Raw genomic sequence first — 21595 nt, 5'->3', positions numbered from 1 at the left:
GCGCGTGGTCGTTTGATGCAGGGCGCGCGGTCGGGCGGCGCGATGGTGGCCGTGGAGGCGGGTGAGGCGGAGGTTCGCGAGTCGCTGGCCGCTTTCGCGGGCCGGGTGGATGTGGCGGCGGTGAACGGGCCGCGTGCGGTGGTGGTGTCCGGTGACGAGGACACGGTGCTGGAGGTGGCCGCTGGTTGGGCTGCCCGTGGTGTCCGTACGAGGCGTCTGACGGTCAGCCATGCGTTCCATTCGCCGCATATGGAGGGTTTCCTCGAGGAGTTCGAGCAGGTCGTCGCGGGGCTGGAGTTCGGCGAGCCGGTGATTCCGCTGGTGTCGACGTTGACCGGTGGTCTGGTCGGTGCGGGCGAGTTGGCGGATGCGGGGTACTGGCCGCGTCAGGTGCGTGGGACGGTGCGTTTCGCGGACGCGGTGGAGACCTTGAGCGGTCTTGGGGTCGGTGCGTTTCTCGAGCTGGGTCCTGATGGTGTGCTGCTGGCGATGGCCGAGCAGACGCTGGCGGGGTCGGGTGTGGAGGGTGTGCTGGCGCCGGCGTTGCGGCGTGGGCAGGGTGAGTCGCGTTCGTTGCTGGGGATGCTGGCGGCGGCGTATGCGTGCGGTGTGGGTGTGGACTGGTCGGTGCTGTTCCCGGCCGGGTGTTTGGTGGATCTGCCGGGGTATGCGTTCCAGCGCAGTCGTTACTGGCTGGAGGCGCCGGCTGGTGGGGCGGGTGCTTCGGCGCTCGGTCTGCAGGATTCCGGGCATCCGCTGTTGGGGGCGGTCGCGGGTCTGGCTGATGGTGGTGTCCTGTTCAGTGGACGCCTGTCCCGGCACACCCACCCCTGGCTCACCGACCATGCCGTGGAGGACCATGTCGTCGTCCCGGGCGCCGGACTGGTGGAAATGGTGTCCGAGGCCGCGGCCCGGGTCGACGCCGGGAGGGTGGTGGAGCTGACGCTCGAGGCGCCGATGCTGCTGCCCGCCGTCGGCGGTGTGCGGATCCAGGTCGCCGTGGACGCGGCGGACGAGGCCGGACGCCGTCAGGTGCGGGTCTTCTGCCAGCCGGAGGAGGCCGACCCCGCTGACCCGGACGGCTGGACCAGGAGTGCCTTCGGATGGCTCGGCGCCGACGGCATCACGCCGTCCGTCTCCGACCTCGGGCAGTGGCCGCCGGCCGGCGCCGAAGCCGTCGACCTGGCGGACTTCTACCCCGCGCTCGCCGAGGCCGGCTACCGGTACGGTCCTGCGTTCCAAGGCATCCAGGGACTCTGGCGCCTCGGTGAGGACTGGTACGCCGACGTGGTCCTGCCCGAGCCGCAGCAGGCGGACGCCGCGAAGTACGGTGTCCACCCGGCGCTGCTCGACGCGGCGCTGCACCCACTGGCCCACCATGCCGCGAGCTCCGGGCAGGGCCTCCAGCTCCCCTTCTCCTGGAGCGACGTGGCGGTCCACGCCACCGGTGCCGGCCGCCTGCGGGTGCACTGGCACGGCGACAGCAGGATGACGGCGACCGACGGCGAAGGCCGTCCGGTGGTCGAGATCGGCTCGCTGGAACTCCGACCGCTCGCCAGTGGATCGCTGGCTCCCGCCGGCGCCCCGGCCGACGGTGAACTGCTCCAGGTGGACTGGGCGCCCTCCGCGGCCCCCGGTGAGGTGCCCGCGCGGGGCGGAACGTGGGCTCTCGTGGGCTCCGACCCGTTCGGCATCGCGGACGCCGCCCGCTCCGCGGGTGCGGTCGAACCGCTGGTCGCCGTGGACCTGGCCGCGGTGAAGGGAGTTCCCGCGCCGCGCCGTGTCGTGCTCCCGGTGGGGAGCGCGGAGGGCGAGAGCGTGCCCGGTGCCGCCCATCGTCTCGCCGGCGACGTGCTTGAGACGATCCAGGCGTGGCTGGCCGAGGACCGCTTCGACGGCGCACAGCTGGTCGTCGTGACGCGTGGTGCGGTCGGCAGCGGGCCGGGCGACGTGCCCGCCGATGTGGCGGCCGCGGCGGTATGGGGCCTGGTGCGGACCGCGCAGAGCGAGCACCCCGGCCGTTTCCTCTTGGTCGACCTCGACCCCGCCGCGGACGCCGACGCCGCCGCGCTCTTCTCGGAGGAGCCGCAACTCCTCGTGCGTGGTGGGCGGATGCTCGCGCCGCGGATCACCGCGGGGGCCGGGTCCGGCTCCGGCGGCGCCGCGACGTTCGATCCGGACGGAACGGTGCTGATCACCGGCGGCTCCGGAGCCCTGGGCGTGCTGATGGCTCGCCACCTCGTGCAGGCACACGGGGTGCGGCATCTGCTGCTACTCTCGCGGCGCGGCGGGGATGCCCCCGGTGCGGCCGAACTGGCGCTGGAGCTTGCCGAGTTCGAGGCCGAGGTCCGCTTCGCCGGGTGTGACGCGGCCGACCCGGCGGCGCTGGCCGCCGTGCTGGCGGCCATCCCGGCCGAGCACCCGCTGACGGCGGTGGTGCACTCCGCCGGCGTGCTCGACGACGGGCTCGTGGAGTCGCAGACTCCCGACCGGTTCTCGGGAGTGCTGCGTCCGAAGGTGGACGCGGCGTGGAACCTGCACGAGCAGACCAAGGACCTGCCGCTGTCGGCGTTCGTCGTCTTCTCGTCCATCTCGGGCGTGATCGGCAATGCGGGGCAGAGCAACTACGCCTCGGCGAACACCTTCCTGGACACCCTCGCCGCCCACCGGCGCGGCCAGGGGCTGGCCGCCAACTCGCTCGCCTGGGGTCTGTGGGACCAGGCGGGCACGATGACCGGCCGGTTGGACGACGCGGACCGCGCACGTCTGGCCCGCTCCGGCATCAAGGCCCTTCCCGTGGACCGCGGTCTGGCGCTGTTCGACGAGGCGCTGGAGAGCGACCGGCCGCTGCTGGTCGCCGCGGCCCTGGACCGGGTCGCGCTGCGGACCGGCCCCGAGGAGGCGCTTCCGGTGCTCCTGCGCACCCTGATCCCGCGCCGCCGGCGCACGGCGGCCGGCGACCGGTCGGCCGAGGTCAACCAGGTTGCGGGCACGGTCAGCTGGGCGCAGCACGTCGGCGGGATGAGCCCGGAGGACCGCGAGCGTACGGTCGTCGACGTCGTGCGTGCGAGCGTTGCCGTGGTCCTCGGTTACTCCACGCCGCAGGCCGTCCAGCCGGACCGGTCCTTCAAGGACCTCGGCGTCGACTCCCTGACCGCCGTGGAACTGCGCAACCGCCTCACCACAGCCACCGGGCTCCGGCTGTCCGCCGGGCTGGTCTTCGACCACCCCACCCCGCAGGCCATCGCCGACTACCTCGCCGGCCAGCTGGCGCCGGAGGAGAAGCCGGTCGACGCCCAGATGATCGCCGCTGAGTTCGACCGCGTGATGTCCGAGTTCGAGAACGCCTCGTTCGAAGAGGAAGACCGGGCCTGGCTGTCGAGGCGGGTCCAGGAAATGCTGACGCGGATCAGCGCCGTGACGGGCGTCGACGCCCTGTCCTCGGGTACGGGCGTCGGCCTCTCCGACGCCGCGTCGGACGAGGAGATCTTCGCCTTCATCGACAACGAACTCTGAGTTCGCAGGGCCCACGCCACCGCATTCGCCGCCAGTTACCCCGAAAGGCACGCACCGCTCATGGCTAACGAAGACAAGGTCCGCGAATACCTGAGGCGCGTGACCAACGAACTGGCAGACAGCCGCAAGCGTCTTCGGGACATCGAATTCAAGGAACACGAGCCGATCGCGGTGGTGGGCATGGCCTGCCGCTACCCCGGTGGGGTGGCAAGCGCCCAGGACCTCTGGGACCTGGTGGCCGGCGGAGTGGACGCGGTGGGCGAGTTCCCGTCCGACCGCGGCTGGGACGTGGAGAAGCTCTACAACCCGGACCCCGAGGTGACCGGAACCTCCTACACCCGGCAGGGCGGGTTCCTACACGAGGCTGCCGAGTTCGACGCGGAGTTCTTCGGCCTCAGCCCGCGCGAGGCGCTGGCGGTCGACCCGCAGCAGCGCCTGCTGCTGGAGACGGCCTGGGAGGTGTTCGAGAGCGCGGGCATCGACCCCGCGTCACTGCGCGGCTCGCGCACCGGCGTCTTCGCGGGCGTCATGTACTCGGACTACGGCACGCGCATTCGCCAGGCGCCGGGTGAACTCGAGGGGTATCTCGTCGCGGGCAGCACGACCAGCATCGCGTCGGGTCGGCTGGCGTATTCGTTCGGTCTGGAGGGGCCGGCGCTGACGGTGGACACGGCGTGTTCGTCGTCGTTGGTGGCGTTGCACCTGGCGGTGCAGTCGCTTCGGCGTGGTGAGTGCGAGATGGCGCTGGCCGGCGGTGTCACCGTGATGGCGCGGCCGAACACCTTCGTGGAGTTCTCGCGTCAGCGGGGTCTGTCCGCGGACGGGCGTTGTAAGGCGTTCGCGGCGTCGGCGGACGGGACGGGCTGGGCCGAGGGTGTCGGTCTGCTGCTGGTGGAGCGGTTGTCGGAGGCGAGGCGCCTCGGTCACCGTGTTCTGGCGGTGGTGCGTGGTACGGCGGTGAATCAGGACGGTGCGTCGAACGGTCTGACGGCGCCGAACGGTCCGGCGCAGGAGCGGGTGATCAGGAGTGCGCTGGCCGATGCGGGTCTGGCGGCCGGCGAGGTGGACGTGGTCGAGGCCCACGGTACGGGCACGAGGCTCGGTGACCCGATCGAGGCGCAGGCGCTGCTGGCCACCTACGGTCGGAACCGTGAGCAGGACCGGCCGTTGTGGCTGGGCTCGCTGAAGTCGAACATCGGTCACAGCCAGGCTGCTGCCGGTGTTGGCGGGATCATCAAGATGGTCCAGTCGATGCGCCACGGTGTGCTGCCGAAGACGCTGCATGTGGACGAGCCGACCCCGCACGTGGAGTGGGAGTCGGGGGCGGTCCGGCTGCTGACCGAGGCGATGCCGTGGCAGAGCGAGGGCCGTCCGCGCCGTGCGGCGGTGTCGTCCTTCGGCATCAGCGGCACCAACGCGCACGTGATCCTCGAAGAGGCGCCCGCCGTGGCGGAGTTGGACACGGTGGCGGAGCCCACGGCACCCGAGGACACCCGGACCGTGACGGCCCCGGGCGTGGTCCCGTGGGTCCTGTCCGCCCGTACCCCGGAGGCCCTGCGCGGCCAGGCCGAGCGGCTGCGCGAGTACATGGCGGCCACCGCTCCCGGGCAGGCCGGCCTCGCGGACATCGGCCTCTCGCTGGCCACGACCCGCGCCGTCTTCGAGCATCGCGCCGTGGTCGTCGCTGCGGACTCCGACTCCTTCCAGCGCGCGCTGGAGGACCTGGCCTCGGGCCGGACGACGGCCGGCCCGCAGGCGGAGAGCGTGGTCGGGGCGGCCCCGAGCCCGGCCCGGCCCGTCTTCGTCTTCCCCGGGCAGGGTTCCCAGTGGGACGGCATGGCCGTCGAACTCCTGGACACCTCACCGGTGTTCAGGGAGCGCATCACGGCCTGCGCGGAGGCGCTCGCCCCCTACACCGACTGGTCGCTGCTCGACGTGCTGCGCGGTGTGCCCGGCGCCCCGGGCTTCGACCGGGTCGACGTCGTCCAGCCCGCGCTGTGGGCGGTCATGGTGTCGCTGGCCGCCGTCTGGGAGTCGTGCGGGATCAAGCCGGCTGCCGTGATCGGCCACTCCCAGGGCGAGATCGCGGCGGCCGTCGTTGCCGGTGCGCTGTCCCTGGAGGACGCCGCCAAGGTCGTCGCGTTGCGATCGCAGGCACTCAAGGTCCTCGCCGGCAAGGGCGGCATGGTGTCCGTGCCGCTCCCGGCGGAGGAGGTGCGGGAACGCCTGCTCGTCCGCTGGGACGACCGGATCACCGTCGCCGCCGTCAACGGACCCGAGTCGACCGTCGTCTCGGGCGACACCGACGCCCTCGACCAGCTCATGGCCGTCTGCGGGACCGAGGGAATCGATGCCCGCCGGATCTCGGTCGACTACGCCTCGCACTCGGCGCACGTCGAGGAGATCCACCACCGGCTGCTCGAGCTGCTCGACGGCATCGCCCCGCGGCACGGTGATGTCGCCTTCTACTCGACCCTGACCGGTGCCCGGCTGGAGAGCACCGCCGTACTCGACGCCGAGTACTGGTACCAGAACCTGCGCCACACCGTGCGGTTCGAGGAAGCGGTGCGCGCCCTGATCGACCAGGGCCACGAGCTGTTCATCGAGTCCAGCGCGCACCCCGTCCTCACGTTCGGGGTACAGGAGACGCTGGCGGCCGCCGGCCGCGACGGAACGGCGATCGGATCGCTGCGGCGTGGTCGCGGCGGTTGGCAGCGCTTCCTCACCTCCGTGGCCGACGCCCATGTGCGGGGCGCGGCGGTGGACTGGCCGGCCGTCCTCCCGGCCGCCGACGTCGTGGACCTGCCCTCCTACGCCTTCCAGCACCAGCACTTCTGGCTGGACGCGCCGTCGGGCGCCGGCGACGTGATCGGTCTCGGGCTCCAGGACGGCGGACATCCCCTCCTCGGCGCGGTCACCGGACTCGGCGACGGCGACGGCTGGCTCTTCACCGGGCGCCTCGCGCTGAGCGACCACCCGTGGCTCGCCGATCACGGCGTCGAGGACCGGGTCCTGATGCCGGGAGCGGGACTGGTCGAGATGGTGGCCGAGGCGGGCGTCCGCATCGGCGCGGGGAAGGTCGAGGAGCTGACGCTCCAGGCGCCGGTCCTGCTGCCGGCGGCCGGCGGCCTGCGGCTCCAGGTCGCCGTGGACACGGCGGACGAGGCCGGGCGTCACCAGGTGCGGATCTTCTCCCAGGTCGAGGATACGGATGCGGCCGACCCCGAGGGCTGGACCATCCATGCGGTCGGTTGGCTAGGGTCCGCAGACGACCTCGCCGAACCCGGGACGGAACTTCTCGCGTGGCCGCCGATCGGTGCCGAGCCGGTCCGGCTCGACGGCTTCTACCCGGCTCTGGCCGATGCCGGCTACACGTACGGTTCCACCTTCCAGGGTGTCCAGGCCCTGTGGCGGCTCGACGACGAGTTCTACGCCGAGGTTGCCCTCCCCGAGGCGCTGCACGCGCAGGCGGAGCGTTTCGGTGTCCACCCGGCGCTGCTCGACGCGGCGCTGCACCCGCTGGCGTACGACGCGGTGGTCTCCGGCCGGGGCCTGCAGCTGCCGTTCGCCTGGAGCGACGTGGCGATCCACGCCGCGGGCGCGACCCGACTGCGGGTGCGCTGGCACGGCGACGGCAGGATGACGGCGGCCGACAGCGAAGGCCGCCCGGTGATCGAGGTCGGCTCGCTCGAGCTGCGTCCGTTCGCCGCCGGGTCGGCACCGGCCGCGGGCGCCGCCGACGGCGGGCTGCTGCAGCTGGACTGGGTGCCGGTGTCGCCGGTCGCCGATGCGCCGGGGTCCGTCGTCATGACGGCGGATCCGGCGTCGCTGGGTGAGGTGCCCGGTTGCGTGGTGGTCCCGGTGGGCTCCGCCGAGGGCGAGAGCGTTCCCGCGGCTGCGCACCGGCTGACCGGCGAGGTGCTGGGCCTGCTGCAGGACTGGCTGGCCGGGGAACGGTTCGCCGACTCCCGGCTGGTCGTGGTCACCCGCGGTGCGGTCGGCAGCGGGCCGGGCGACGTGCCCGCCGATGTGGCGGCCGCGGCGGTGTGGGGCCTGGTGCGGACGGCGCAGTCCGAGCACCCCGACTGCTTCGTCCTGGTCGACCTCGACCCGGCCGATCCGGGCTTCGGCGCCGACGACCTCGACGCCGGCGTCCTGTTCGGCGGTGAGCCGCAGGCCGTCGTGCGCGGGGGACAGGTGCTCGCACCGCGCATGGTCCCGGCGACGACATCCCCCCAGGTGGGCGCGGGATTCGAGGCCGAGGGCACCGTGCTGATCACCGGTGGTTCGGGAATGCTCGGCGTCCTGCTGGCCCGCCACCTTGTGCGCGACCACGGCGTACGGCACCTGCTGCTCCTCTCCCGGCGCGGCGAGGCGGCCCTCGGTGCCCGTGAACTCGCGGCGGAGCTGGGGGAGCTCGGCGCCGTCGTGCGGTTCGCCGGCTGTGACGCGGCCGATCCGGCCGCGTTGGCCGCCGTGCTGGCGGCCGTTCCGGCGGAGCATCCGCTGACGGCGGTGGTGCACTCCGCCGGCGTCCTCGACGACGGACTCCTGGAGTCCCAGACCACCGACCGGCTGGCCTCGGTGCTGCGTCCGAAGGTGGACGCCGCCTGGAACCTGCACGAGCAGACCAAGGACCTGCCGCTGTCGGCGTTCATCGTCTTCTCGTCCCTCGCGGGCATCATCGGGAACTCCGGCCAGAGCACCTATGCGGCGGCCAACACCTTCCTGGACGTCCTCGCCGCCCACCGGCGCGCAGCGGGCCTGCCCGCCCAGTCCCTCGCCTGGGGGCTCTGGGACGGGGCCAGCGAGATGACCGGCCAGTTGGATGACGCCGACCGGGCCCGGCTCGCCCGGTCCGGGATCAAGGCGCTGTCCGCGTCGAACGGCCTGGCGCTCTTCGACGCCGCGCTGGGCACGGTCCAGCCGCAGTTGGTCGCGGCTGCCCTGGACCGCGCGGCGCTGCGGACCAGCGCGCCGGAGACCCTGCCGGCCCTTCTCCGGACCCTCGCCCCGCGCCGCCGCCGGCGCACCAGCGCGGCGGTCAACCAGGCGGCCGGCAGCACGAGTTGGGTGAACGCCACGGCCGCGCTCGGCGACCGCGAGCGTGAGCGCACGGTCCTGGACCTCGTCCGCGCGACCGTGGCGGCGGTCCTCGGCCATGCGACGCCGCAGGCCGTCCAGCCCGCCCGGGCCTTCAAGGACCTCGGCTTCGACTCCCTGACCGCCGTCGAACTGCGCAACCGCCTCACCGCCGAGACTGGGCTGCGGCTGCCCGCGTCCCTCGTCTTCGACTACCCGACCCCCCAGGCGATCACCGGCCACCTGCTGAGCGAGCTGCCCGGAGCCAGGGCCGCCGAGGCGACGCCGCCCGTCGTGGCGGCGACCGGCACCGACGCCAACGAGCCGATCGCGGTGGTCGGCATCGGGTGCCGCTTCCCCGGCGGGGTGACCAATCCGCAGGAGCTGTGGGACCTGGTGGCCGGCGGAGTGGACGCGGTCGGCGAGTTCCCCTCCGACCGCGGCTGGGACCTGGAGAAGATCTACAACCCGGACCCGGAGGCCGTCGGCACCTCGTACTCCCGCTCGGGCGGATTCCTCTACGACGCGGCCGAGTTCGACGCCGAGTTCTTCGGCCTCAGCCCGCGCGAGGCACTGGCGACCGACCCGCAGCAGCGGCTCCTCCTGGAGACGGCCTGGGAGGCGTTCGAGAGCGCGGGCCTGGACCCGTCCGTGCTGCGCGGCTCACGCACCGGCGTCTTCGCCGGCGTCATGTACAACGACTACGCCTCGCGGGTGCGCGAGGTGCCCGGAGAACTGGAGGGGTACCTCGGGACGGGAAGCGCCGGCAGTGTGGCCTCCGGCCGGCTGGCGTACTCGTTCGGTCTGGAGGGGCCGGCGCTGACGGTGGACACGGCGTGTTCGTCGTCGCTGGTGGCGTTGCACCTGGCGGTGCAGTCGCTTCGGCGTGGTGAGTGCGAGATGGCACTGGCCGGCGGTGTCGCCGTCATGGCCACACCCGCCACCTTCGTGGAGTTCTCCCGGCAGCGCGGGATGTCCGCGGACGGCCGCTGCAAGGCGTTCGCCGCGTCCGCCGACGGCGCCGGCTGGTCCGAGGGTGTCGGTCTGCTGCTGGTGGAGCGGCTGTCGGACGCGGAGCGCCTCGGTCACCGCGTCCTGGCGGTGGTGCGTGGTACGGCGGTGAACCAGGACGGTGCGTCGAACGGTCTGACGGCGCCGAACGGTCCGGCGCAGGAGCGGGTGATCAGGAGTGCGCTGGCCGATGCCGGTCTGACGGCCGGCGAGGTGGACGTGGTCGAGGCCCACGGTACGGGGACGAAGCTCGGTGACCCGATCGAGGCGCAGGCGCTGCTGGCCACCTACGGCCAGGGTCGCCCCGGCGACCGCCCGTTGTGGCTCGGCTCCTTGAAGTCGAACATCGGCCACACCCAGGCGGCCGCCGGCGTCGGCGGGATCATCAAGATGGTCCAGTCGATGCGCCACGGTGTGCTGCCGAAGACGCTGCACGTGGACGAGCCCACCCCCCACGTGGAGTGGGAGTCGGGGGCGGTCCGGCTGCTGGCCGAGGCGATGCCGTGGCAGAGCGAGGGCCGTCCGCGCCGTGCGGCGGTGTCGTCCTTCGGCATCAGCGGCACCAACGCGCACGTGATCCTGGAGGAGCCGCCGGCGCGGGCCGAGGCGGCGGCCGGGACGCCGACGGCTGCGGCCACCACCCCCTGGGTGCTGTCCGCCCGTTCGGACAGTGCGCTGCGCGAGCAGGCCGAGCGGCTCCATGCGCACCTGGCGGCGGCGGACCGCGCGCAGGTCAGCCCTGCGGATGTCGGCTTCACCCTCGCCACTGGCCGCACGGTGTTCGACCGGCGTGCGGTCATCCTCGGCCAGGACCGCGCTGAACTCCTCGACGCACTCGCGGCGTTGGCCGCCCGTCGGGAATCCCCGCGGGTCGTCCTCGGTGTCGAGGGCGGGTCGCCCGCCCCCGCCGACCGGGTGGCGTTCGTCTTCCCCGGTCAGGGCTGGCAGTGGACCGGTATGGGCCGGGAGTTGATGGACTCATCGGCGGCCTTCGCCGTGCGCATGGCCCAGTGCGAACGCGCACTCGCGCCCTTCGTGGACTGGTCCCTCACCGAGGTGCTCGACGACGAGACGATGATGGCGAAGGTCGATGTCGTCCAGCCGGTCATGTGGGCGGTCATGGTATCGCTCGCCGCCGCGTGGGAGTCGCTGGGTGTGGTGCCGTCCGCGGTCGTCGGACACTCGCAGGGCGAGATCGCGGCGGCCACCGTCGCCGGAGCGCTGTCGCTCGAGGACGGCGCGAAGGTGGTGGCGCTGCGCTCGCAGGCCATCAACAGGATCGCGGGTGCGGGCGGCATGTCGTCGGTGGCACTGCCGCTCGACGCGACCGAGCAGCTCCTCGCCTCCGTCGGCGGAGACCTCCACGTCGCCGCCGTCAACGGCCCCACCTCCACGGTCGTCGCGGGCGCTGCGGCCGCTCTGGACGCCTTGGCCGCCGAGGCCGAGTCGCGCGGGATCCGGGTGCGCCGGGTCCCCGTCGACTACGCGTCCCACTCGCCCCACATGGAGGAGCTGCGCAGCGACCTCGCCATCGCGCTCGCTCACGTGGCGCCGCGCGCGGGACGGCTGCCGCTGTACTCCACGGTGACCGGTGCGCGGCTCGACGACACCACCGTGATGGACGGCGAGTACTGGTACCAGAGCCTGCGCCGGACCGTCCTGTTCGAGGACGCGGTACGCGCCCTGGCCGCCGACGGGTTCGGCGTGTTCGTGGAGAGCAGCGCCCACCCGGTGCTGACCTACAGCGTCGAGGAGACGCTCGCCGACGTGGGCGTCGAGGCCGCCGTGATCGGCACCCTGCGCCGCCACACCGGCGGCTGGGACCGCTTCCTCCGGTCGGCCGCCGAAGCCCACTGCCACGGCGTGACGGTCGGATGGGGCGCCGTGTTCGCCGGCTCCGGCGACAGCACGGGGCCCGAGCGGGTCGACCTTCCCACGTACGCCTTCCAGCGCCGCCGGCTGTGGCTGGACGCACCGGCGGCCGTCGGGGACGTGTCGGCAGTCGGCCTCCAGCGGGGCGGGCACCCGCTGGTCGGTGCCGCGGTCGAGCTCGGCGGTGACGCGGGCGTGGTGCTCAGCGGCGTGGTGTCGCTGTCGTCCCACCCGTGGCTGGCCGATCACGCGGTCGCGGGCGTCGTCCTGCTGCCGGGCGCCGCGCTGGTCGAGCTGGCCGCGTTCGCGGGCGGCCAGAGCGGACACCCGGTGGTGGAGGAACTCACTCTGGAGGCGCCCCTCGTGGTGCCCGACGACGGCCGGGTGAAGATCCAGGTCGTGGTCGGCGCGCCCGCGGACGAACGCCGGCCGGTGACGGTCTACGCCCGCACCCGGGACGACCGGCCCTGGACCCGGCACGCCACGGGCCACGTGGTCGGCCGTCGCACCGAGCCGGCCGGCCGGTCGGTCGGTGCGTGGCCGCCGGCCGGCGCCGTACCCGTCGACCTCACCGCCGCCTACGACCGGCTGGCCGAGCGCGGCTACGAGTACGGTCCGGTCTTCCAGGCCCTGCGGGAGCTCTGGCGGGCGGGCGACGACCTCTACGCGGAGGTCGCCCTCGGCGCCGATGTGGATGGCTCCGGTTTCACCGTTCACCCCGCGCTGCTGGACGCGGCCCTGCACCCGCTTGTGCTCGCCGGGCAGGACGACGCCGGCCGGGTCAGGCTCCCCTTCGCCTGGAGCGGCGTGTGGGCGGACTGCGCGCGGGTGGCCCGGCTGCGGGTTCGGCTGGTGACGCGCGGAGCGGACGACTACCGGGTGGAGCTGTTCGACGCCTCCTCGGGCGCCCTGGTCGGCATGGTCGACTCCCTGCGGGCCCGCCCGATCGCCCTGCGTCAACTCACCGAGGCCGTACGAGCCGCAGGCGGTGCGTCGGCGGACGGCGGGCTGCTGCAGCTGGACTGGGTGCCGGTGTCGCCGGTCGCCGATGCGCCGGGGTCCGTCGTCGTGACGGTGGATCCGGCGTCGCTGGCGGAGGTGCCGGGTTGTGTGGCGGTCCCGGTGGGCTCCGCCGTGGGCGAGAGCGTGCCGGCCGGCGCGCACCGCCTGGCCGCTGAGGTGCTGGGGCTGGTGCAGGAGTGGCTAGCCGAGAAGCGGTTCGCCGACTCCCGGCTGGCGGTCGTCACGTCCGGTGCGGTCTCCATCGGCGGCCACGACGCGCCGGCCGATCCGGCCGCCGGTGTGGTCTGGGGCCTGGTGCGTGCGGTGCAGTCCGAGCACCCCGACCGCTTCGTCCTGGTCGACCTCGACCCGGCCGACGTGGAGTCGGACGCGGAGGACCTCGACGCCCGGGTGCTGTTCGGTGGTGAGGCACAACTCGTCGTGCGCGGCGGGCAGGTGCTCGCGCCGCGGATGGTCCCGGGGTCCGCGACGGGCGCCGGAGCCGGCTTCGACCGGGACGGCACCGTGCTGATCACCGGCGGTTCGGGGACCCTGGGTGTGCTGGTGGCCCGGCATCTCGTCCACGCGCACGGCGTGCGCCACCTGCTGCTGCTGTCGCGGCGCGGCGAGGCCGCTCCCGGCGCGGCCGAACTGGCCGCGGAGCTGGGCGAAGCCGGTGCGACGGTGCGGTTCGCCGCCTGTGACGCGGCCGACGCCGCGGCGCTGGCCGCGGTCCTGGCCGCGATCCCCGCCGAGCACCCGCTGACCGGGGTGGTGCACTCGGCCGGTGTCATCGACGACGGACTGGTGGAGTCCCAGACCGTCGAGCGGGCGGCGGCGGTGCTGCGTCCGAAGGTGGACGCCGCCTGGAACCTGCACGAGCAGACCAAGGGCCTGCCGCTGGCGGCGTTCGTGCTGTTCTCCTCCCTCGCGGGTGTGCTCGGCAACTCCGGCCAGAGCACCTACGCGGCGGCCAACACCTTCCTGGACGGACTCGCCGCCCACCGGCGCGGCTCCGGTCTGCCGGCGCACTCCCTGGCCTGGGGCCTGTGGGAGGAAGTCAGCGAGATGACCGGCCGGCTGAGCGAGGCGGACCGGGCCCGGATGGCCCGCTCGGGCGTCAGGGCGCTGTCGGCGGCCGAGGGTCTCGCCCTCTTCGACGCCGCCTTGGGCTCCGCCCAGGCACAGTTGGTGACGGCGGGGGTGGACCGTGCGGCGCTTCGGTCCGGTGCGCGGGAGACCCTGCCGGCACTCCTGCGGACCCTCGTCCCGCGCCGCCGTACGACCAGCGCCGCCGCGCCCTCGGCCAGTTGGGCGCAGAGCATGGCCGCCCTCGGCGATCAGGAGCGCGCGGGCACCGTTCTCGGCTTGGTCCGCGAGACCGTTGCCGCGGTCCTCGGCTACGAGTCGCCGCAGGACCTCCAGGTCGACCGTGCGTTCAAGGACCTCGGCTTCGACTCCCTGACCGCCGTGGAGCTGCGCAACCGGCTCACCACGGCGACCGGGCTCCGGCTGCCCGCGTCGCTGGTCTTCGACCACCCGACGCCCGAGGCGATCACCGCCAACCTGCTGGAGCACCTCACCGCGCAGTCGGCGGTCGGCGGGGTGAGCCCGGACGGGACGGGCGTGGCGCTGGGCGGGCGCGGCGAGGTGCCGCTGTCCGTCGTGGAGGAGATGGACCGCCTGGAGGAACTGCTCGCCGCGCACTCGCCGGTGACGGACGAGCACGAACCGGTGGAACTGCGGCTGCGTTCGATGCTCTCGATGTGGAGCATGGCCCGCGCCTCCGCGCTGGGCACCGCCCGCGACAGGTCCGCCGACAGCGCGGTCGGCCCGAGCGAGCTTCTCGCCCTCATCGACGCCCAATGACGCCGACCGCGACCCATCACACAGGCGGCCCGCGCACGCAGCGGCGGGCCGCCGTCCCCGGAGAGAGGAAACGCATGTCCATCGTCGTGGAGGAAGCGCCCACGGGCAGCAGGAACACTGCCCTGTGGCACCGGTGGATCGACCTGTGGAACGGCGACTTCGCCGTCGCCGACGCCATCGTCGCCCCCAAGCTCCTGTGCCACCTGCCCACCTTCGGCCGGACCACCGAGCCGGAGGGCGTGGACAGCCCGGCCGCCCTGGTCAGGTGGATCGAGGAGTGGCACTCGAACTTCTTCGAGCTGACGACGACCACCAGCCTCGGCCCGTTCGTCAACGACGTGCACATCGTCGGCAGGCGGCGGTTCACCGGCCGGTGGAAGGGCGGCGAGCCCAGCGGCGCGGACGCCCCGGCCGGCACCGGCGTCGACTTCGTGGGCATCGACATTCTCAGGATCGACGCGGACGGCCTGATCACCGAGTACTGGGTGGGCGACAACCTGATCGATATGTACTGCGGACTGGGCGCGATCAGCGAGCCGGTCCGGGCGAGGGCCTGATGACTCTCCCGCACCCGACCCCCGAACATCCGACAGACGAAGGGACGCAGATGTCCGACCCCGTGGTGCTCGCACCCGTGGACCAGGCGAAGGCGGAGCTGTGGCATCGCTGGATCGGCCTGTGGAGCGGTGACGTCCCCTTCGACGAGCGGTTCGCCGTCGGCGACAGCATCATCGCGCCGGACCTCACCTGCCACCTCGCCCGCTACGAGATGCCCGAGTCGCACCTCATCAACAGCCCCGGCGCCGTGGTGCGTTGGATTGACGTGTGGCACTCGTACTTCTCCGAGTCGAAGATGGTCACCGCCGTCGGCCCGTTCGTCAGCGAGCACTACGTCATGGGCCGCTGGAGCTTTCGCGGAGTGTGGAAGGGCGGCAAGCCGCGCGGGGCCACCGCCCCGGCCGGCTCCGAGGTGGCCATCGAGGGCCACGACATCCTCCGGCTGGACGAGAACGGACTCATCGCCGAGTACTGGGTCGGCGACAACCTGCTCGACATGTACGGGCAGCTCGGAGCGATCAAGAGGCTGGTCACGTCATGACGACCCGGAACACCCCTACGAACGCCGACACCCCCTACGACGTGGTCATCTGCGGCGGGAGCGTGGCCGGCTGCACCGCCGCGATCCTCTACGCCCGAGCGGGGGCCCGCGTGGCGCTGATCGAGCGCCACAAGAAGCCCGACGCCTACAAGGTGCTCTGCAACCACTACATACAGCCCTCGGCGGTGCCCATCATGGAGGAGCTGGGACTGCTGCCGCTGCTGGACGAGGCGGGCGCCCCCAAGACGCTCTCCGTGGCCTGGTGGACCCGTTGGGGCTGGATCAGGCCGGAGTCCGAGCACGGGTCGTCCCCCCTGCCGTACGGCTACAACGTCCGCCGGGAGACCCTCGACCCGATGCTGCGGAAGATCGCCATGGAGACGCCCGGCGTCGACACCATTCTGGGGGCCACGGTCACCGGGGTGGTGCGGGAGAACGGGCGGATCGTGGGCGTCCGGGTACGGCGTGCCGGCGTGGAGGAGCGCGAGATCCGTGCCGCGTTGGTGGTCGGTGCCGACGGGCGCAACTCGTCGGTCGCGAAGTTCGCCGAGCTGGCCGAGAAGAGCGTGAAGAACAACCGGTTCAGCTTCTTCGCCTACTACCGCGGCGACGTCCTGCCCAAGTCCGATGTCAGCTACATCTGGTTCGGTAAGGACATGGCGTACGCGAACCCGACCGACGACGGTCTGACGGCCATCGCCTGCGCGCCCGGCAAGAGTCACCTGCCCGCCTTCCGTGACGACCTCGAATCGGCCTACACCAGGTACATCGGCCGGCTGCCGAACGGCCCGGACCTGGCGAAGGGCGAGCGAGTCTCGAAGATCATCGGCACCACCGACTACCCGCTGATCACCCGGGAGTCGGCCGGTCCCGGCGTGGCGCTCGTCGGCGACGCCGGGCTCTGCTCCGACCCGATCTGGGGCATCGGGGTCGGCTGGGCCTTCCAGTCGGCCACCTGGCTCGTCGAGGCCACCAAGGACACGTTGACCGCCGGCGCCGACGAGGTGGACCGCGGCCTGGCCGCCTACCGGCGAACCCGGCGGGCCCGCCTGCGCGCCCAGCAGTTCCTGATCTCCGACTACGCCACCGGGCGGCCGATGAACGCGATCGAGCGGCAGCTCTTCGCCGCCGCGACCCGCGACGAGGTGACGGCGCGCCATCTGCACACCTACGCGAGTCGGTTGATCGGAGTCGGCGAGTTCCTCGCGCCCAAGGTGATCGCACGCGCCGGCGTGGTCAACCTCAGGCACCGGCTGAGGGGCGACACCGGCCGGTCGGCCGCCGGACGGGTCTGGTGACCCGCCCGCTGCCGGGCTGACCGTCATTCGAGCCGCGTGCCATGCCGGGCGGCGAAACGCACCCAGATGAAGGAGTAGTTCACTTGCGGACCCTCACCAGCAGCGATGTGGAACTGCCGGCGCTCGACCCGACCTGGTGGTCGTGGAGTTCGGCGCACGGCGGTCTGCTCGCGGCCATCATGATGCGGCACGCCCGGCGTCAGACCGGCACGATGACGCAGCGGTCCCTGCACGCGTCGTTCCTCGCTCCCGTCACCACGGCGCCGCTGCGTCTGTCGACCGAGATCCAGCAGCGCAATATGTCCAGCGTGGTGACCAGGTCGACGCTCTTCCACGACGGCGTTCCGTCCGTCACCGCGACCTCGCTCTTCGCGGACTCCCACCCGGGGGAGGACGTGCTCTACCGCAGTCCGCAGGCGCCGGTCGTGCCAGGGGTCGACGACTGCCCCGAGTTGGACATGTCGGCGGAGCTCATCCCGGTCGCCCAGCACCTGAGCATCAGGATGGCGACCGACGTCCGCCCCCTGTCCGGCGGGGACGAGCCCCGGCTGACCGCGTGGATACGGTTGAAGAACCTCGACCTGGGGCCCGCGGAGGCCGCCGTCGTCCTCCTCGACTCGATGCCGCCGGCGATCTACGGGGTCCTCGAGAAGCCGGTCCCGGTTCCCTCGGCCGAGATCTCGGTGCGGTTCACCGACCAGATCGCGGACGGCGGCCTGGACGGCTGGGGCCTCATCCAGGTCAGGACCGAGCAGGCGGGCTCCAGCTGGACGCTCGAATCGGGCAGCCTGTGGAGGTCCGACGGGACCCTGATGGCGGTCAGCCTCCAGACCCGCCGCATCGTGGCGAACGCCGGAGACCTGCGACGGTCTGCCGGACTCGGCGGCTGACCGTACGACGAAACGTCCCGCCGACCTCCGGAATCCGGAAGTCGGCGGGACGTTTCGTCGTACGGCGCCTGCTACGCGGCCGCACTCGCGGCCTTCGCCGCCGTCTTGGCGGTGGCACGGCGCAGCCAGAGCCCGAGACCCAGCGAGACCAGAGCGGCGACGCCGCCGGCGGCCGCGGTGAGGAGCCAGCCGTGCTGGAAGGCGGTCCGCTCCGCGTCCGGCGTGGAGGAGGTGCCGAGCAGGGCGATGAACAGTGAGACGCCCAGCGCCATGCCGAGCTGCCGGACCATGTTGACGATGGCGGAGCCGGTGGCGAACTCGGTCGGCGCGAGACCGGCCGTGGCGGCCTGCATCAGCGCGGTGATGGCCAGCGCCGACCCGGCGCCGAAGAGCACGACACCAGGCAGCAGGACCTGCACGTACTGCGGCTCCACCTCCGCGGTGACCAGCCACCAGGAGACGCCGATGGTGAGTGCGCCGCAGCCTACCGCGACCGATGCAGCCGCGCCGATACGGGCCACGATCGGCGCGGCGAGTCGGGCGGCGATCGGCACGATGGCCAGGCCCGGCAGCAGCGCGAGCCCGGTCTTGGTGCCGGACCAGCCCCACACGTCCTGGCACCACTGCATGAACGAGAACACCACTGCGGCGAAGCTGATGCTGTAGAGCAGCGCGCTGACGTTGGCCATCGCGAAGGCCGGCACCTTCAGCAGCGGCAGGCTCACCAGCGGGTTCTTGTGGCGGGAACAGCGGAAGACGAAGTAGGCGAGGACGACAGCGGCGAAGGCCAGCAGCCCGCCGATCCGTGCGCCGCTCCACTCCGGGGCCTTGACCAGCGCCAGCGTGATCGAGCTGATGGTGACCATCAGCAGCACCGCGCCGAGCATGTCGGGGATGGAGCCGTTCGCGGACTTCGGCTCCGTCGGCAGTGCCTTCAGGCCTGCGAGAACAGCGAAGATCCCGACCGGGAGGTTGATGAGGAAGAGCCAGCGCCAGTCGATCTGGAGCAGCACACCGCCGATCAGCGAGCCGAACGCGGGGGCGGAGCCGCCGATCGCGGCCCAGAGGCTCACCGCCTTGGCGCGGCCCTCCCCGGGGTAGGCGGCGAGCAGCAGTCCCAGCGAGGTCGGCACGAGCGCCGCGGCGCCGACGGCCTGGAGCACCCGGGCGGCGACGAGGAAGGCGGTGTTCGTCGCCACGCCGCACAGCAGGGACGCGAGGGTGAAGACGCCAATGCCGATGAGGAAGACGTTCTTGCGCCCGAACCGGTCCGCCCAGCGGCCCGCGGGGACCATCAGCGCGGCGAGGACGATCGCGTAACCGTTCAGCGTCCAGGACAGGCCGGAGATCGAGCTGCCGTCGAACTTCTGATTGATCGTCGGTAGGGCGACGTTGACGATCAGGGTGTCGAGCTGTGCGAGAAAGAACCCGGCCGAGATGACCAGGAATGCGAGACGGGTCTTCCGGGCGTCCGCCGTCGGCGCCTCGGGAGGATGGGTCTTTGCTGCTACGCCCTGGTCCTTAGTGCTGGCCAATGTCGTTCTCCATGTGAATCCTGATAGGGCTGATGGACCGTCAGATCCCCGAGCCGCGCGCAGCTCCTCAACTGCACAGAAGGGAAGGGTTGATCACCGGTTTCAGCGGAGCGCGCGATGGCGGCCGCGGGGGCGGGTCACATGGTATTTGCCGGGCCCGCGCCGCGATATTTCACCTAAGGCGCACCGCTGGGAATGCTCCTTAAGTGACATGAGCTCACCAGACTGTCCGCTGGTGTGGTCCACGAGTCCCGTGCCGGCACCGTGCGTCTGAGCACCTTCGACGTTCTGCCGGTCACCGACCTGGGCCGCTACGAGTACGCGGCGGCGGCCAAAGCAGATGGCCCCAGGGGCTGGTTTGAGTCCCGTTATCGCAGGTCATGGGCAGTTCGGCCTGAAAGCCCAAAGATTCCCAAGCTCAGAGCGCGAGTTCGATTCTCGTCGCCCGCTCCGTACCGAAAGCCGCAGGTCATATGACCTGCGGCTTTCTTGTTTCCGGTCGGCGGGCGGCCGGGGCGGTTCAGGCGGTGGCGAGGAAGTCGCGGACGGTTTTGACGAAGGCGGCGGGCTCCTCGGCGGGGGCGATGTGGCCGGTGTCGAATTCGGTGTAGGTGCTGGTGGGGAGCGCGGCGTGGAGGCGCCGGGTGTTCTCGACCGGGACGGTGGCGTCCTGGGTGCAGCCGATCACCAGGGTGGGGGCCTGGACGCGGGGGAGCAGCGGGGCGAGGTCCAGGGTGAGGTCGAGGGCGATGTGGCGCAGGGTGCCGGGGGTCGGCTGCAGGTAGGAGGTGTTGGCCTCGACGGCCTCGCGGCCGATGCGGTTGAGGAAGCCGCGGCTGAAGGCGGTGAGGGTGGCGTAGCGGCCGAAGGCGGTGGGGTCGTCGGCGAGGGAGAGCCAGGTGGCCATGGAGAGCCGCAGGTACTCGTCCTGTTCGGCGCTGATCCAGCCGGCCGTGGCGATCAGGCGGCGGACCTGGTCGGGGCGCAGGGCGGCGGCCGCGGTGGCGACGACGGCGCCGAGGGAGAAGCCGAGGACGTCGACCGGGCCGCGGCCGGCGTCGTCGATCACGGCGTTGACCTGCTCGGCGAGGGTTTCCAGGGTGAGCGGGGTGCCGTCGTCCTCGGCGGCCTCGCTGCCCGAGAGGTCGGGCAGCAGCACGGTGCAGCGGTCGGTGAAGGAGTCCAGCATGGCGTCCCACATGCCGGAGCCGGGGCCGGTGCCGTGGACCAGGACGAGGGTGTCGGGGCCGTCGCCGACGACGCGGTAGGGGATGCGGGCGGTGCCGACGGTGAGGGTGGGCATGGCGGGTTCCTCCGGGGTGGCGTCGGGGTCGGGCCTCGGTGGCCGGGGCCTTGGCGGCTTCGAGAAGTAAACTACACGGTGCAGATCAGTGACTCAACTGCACCGTGCAGTGCAATTCTGGGAACGCGGAAGACGGAACTGTCCGTGCCCGCCTACCGTCCAAGGAGTGACGGAATGCCTGCCCGGGTTGAACGCCGGGAGGAGTACGGAGGGCCCTGTGCAGTCAGGTGGTGCCGAACTGAACCTCGGATGCCCGGACGGCTTCCGCAGCGGCGCGTCGGCCGCGCCGGACTGGTGGCCGGTGCTGGCTCCGGATGTGACGGCCGATCAACTCGACGCCGCGGAGCACTGCGAGACGCTGCTGCGGGACACGTTGGATGCCGTGCGGCCGGCACCGGTGTGGCGGGAGACGGTGCCGCGGGCGGGGGTTCGGCTGTCCGCGCCGGGGCGGCGGGGGCCGGAGGTGCTCTGGTACGTCACCCGGGGGCGGGACCTGCTCACCGTCGTATCGCCGGGCCGGCGGCCGGAGTTGGCGGCGATGGTGGAGCAACAGTGGCGGCGGCGGGGATGGACGATCACCTCGCTGAACGCCGGCCGGGACCGGCCGGGGGTCGCGGCGACCACCCGGGACGGTTCCCGACTGGTGCTGTGTTTCGGTGAGTTCGGCGAGGTCCGGCTGACCGCGAGCCTGCTCGGGGTGGCCTGCTCGGAGCGGGTGCCCGCGCTGCCGGGGGCCGGTGAACCCGACCCGGCGCCGCTGCCCCATGTGCACTGCTCGTACTGGAGCGCCCTGGTGTGACCGCGCGGCGGGAACCGGGGGAGGCGTGGAGCGGGTCCCCCCGGACCCGCTCCACGCCGCCTCGTCGCGCGGCTCCGGCGCTGCCGCTCCCCCCGACACCCCGGCAACCCCGCCGTCCCCCCCTGGCATCACCCTCCGGCGAGAGCGTCCGCACAGACCCCGGCGGGCCCCCACCTCCGGGGGCGTCGTTGATCTCACGCTAACAAACCGCGTGGTTGGTTTGTCAATAGTGGGATCCACGAAAAATCCACAATCGTGGTGGCCCGGTCGGGCCGGTGTGATGGGCGTCCCACCAGGCAGTTGGAGGCTCGTCAGGGCG

9 protein-coding genes are annotated in these 21595 nt (G+C 72.5%); 7 read left to right on the top strand and 2 right to left on the bottom strand.

The genetic code is table 11. The annotated features are described in order from the left end of the window. Positions 1-15: 15 nt before the first annotated feature. The 6 genes from ACZ6Z8_RS35855 to ACZ6Z8_RS35830 all read left to right on the top strand — a co-directional run bounded on the left by ACZ6Z8_RS35855 (position 16) and on the right by ACZ6Z8_RS35830 (position 17639). Positions 16-3516 (top strand): type I polyketide synthase, encoded by a 3501-nt coding sequence (locus ACZ6Z8_RS35855; protein WP_465614189.1) that lies wholly within the window; start codon positions 16-18, stop codon positions 3514-3516. Positions 3517-3576: 60 nt separating this feature from the next. Beyond that, positions 3577-14352: an SDR family NAD(P)-dependent oxidoreductase gene (locus ACZ6Z8_RS35850; protein ID WP_465614188.1), complete on the top strand. Its 10776-nt coding sequence runs from the start codon at positions 3577-3579 to the stop codon at positions 14350-14352. A gap of 74 nt (positions 14353-14426) precedes the next feature. Further along, on the top strand, positions 14427-14909 hold the full coding sequence (locus ACZ6Z8_RS35845) for a nuclear transport factor 2 family protein (protein WP_465614187.1): 483 nt from the start codon (positions 14427-14429) through the stop codon (positions 14907-14909). A 50-nt stretch (positions 14910-14959) separates the two neighbouring features. Continuing rightward, positions 14960-15451 (top strand): hypothetical protein, encoded by a 492-nt coding sequence (locus ACZ6Z8_RS35840; RefSeq protein WP_465614186.1) that lies wholly within the window; start codon positions 14960-14962, stop codon positions 15449-15451. Then, complete coding sequence (locus ACZ6Z8_RS35835) at positions 15448-16749, top strand: NAD(P)/FAD-dependent oxidoreductase (protein WP_465614185.1); 1302 nt, start codon at positions 15448-15450, stop codon at positions 16747-16749. Before ACZ6Z8_RS35840 ends, ACZ6Z8_RS35835 begins: the two co-directional genes overlap by 4 nt. A gap of 83 nt (positions 16750-16832) precedes the next feature. Then, on the top strand, positions 16833-17639 hold the full coding sequence (locus ACZ6Z8_RS35830; protein WP_465614184.1) for a thioesterase family protein: 807 nt from the start codon (positions 16833-16835) through the stop codon (positions 17637-17639). A gap of 71 nt (positions 17640-17710) precedes the next feature. Here ACZ6Z8_RS35830 and ACZ6Z8_RS35825 read toward each other — a convergent pair whose 3' ends face one another. Beyond that, complete coding sequence (locus ACZ6Z8_RS35825; protein WP_465614183.1) at positions 17711-19174, bottom strand: MFS transporter; 1464 nt, start codon at positions 19172-19174, stop codon at positions 17711-17713. 520 nt (positions 19175-19694) lie between these two features. Then, entirely contained in the window at positions 19695-20477 is a 783-nt protein-coding gene (locus tag ACZ6Z8_RS35820) for an alpha/beta fold hydrolase (protein WP_465614182.1), read from the bottom strand. A gap of 217 nt (positions 20478-20694) precedes the next feature. Here ACZ6Z8_RS35820 and ACZ6Z8_RS35815 point away from each other — a divergent pair, with 217 nt between their 5' ends. After that, positions 20695-21276, top strand: a complete 582-nt coding sequence (locus tag ACZ6Z8_RS35815; RefSeq protein WP_465614181.1) for a hypothetical protein — start codon at positions 20695-20697, stop codon at positions 21274-21276. The last annotated feature ends 319 nt before the right edge of the window (positions 21277-21595 follow it).

Source organism: Kitasatospora sp. NPDC101108, assembly GCF_055584725.1.
Note: the sequence above shows the minus strand (reverse complement) of the source record. Positions and strands in the feature narration are given on the sequence as shown.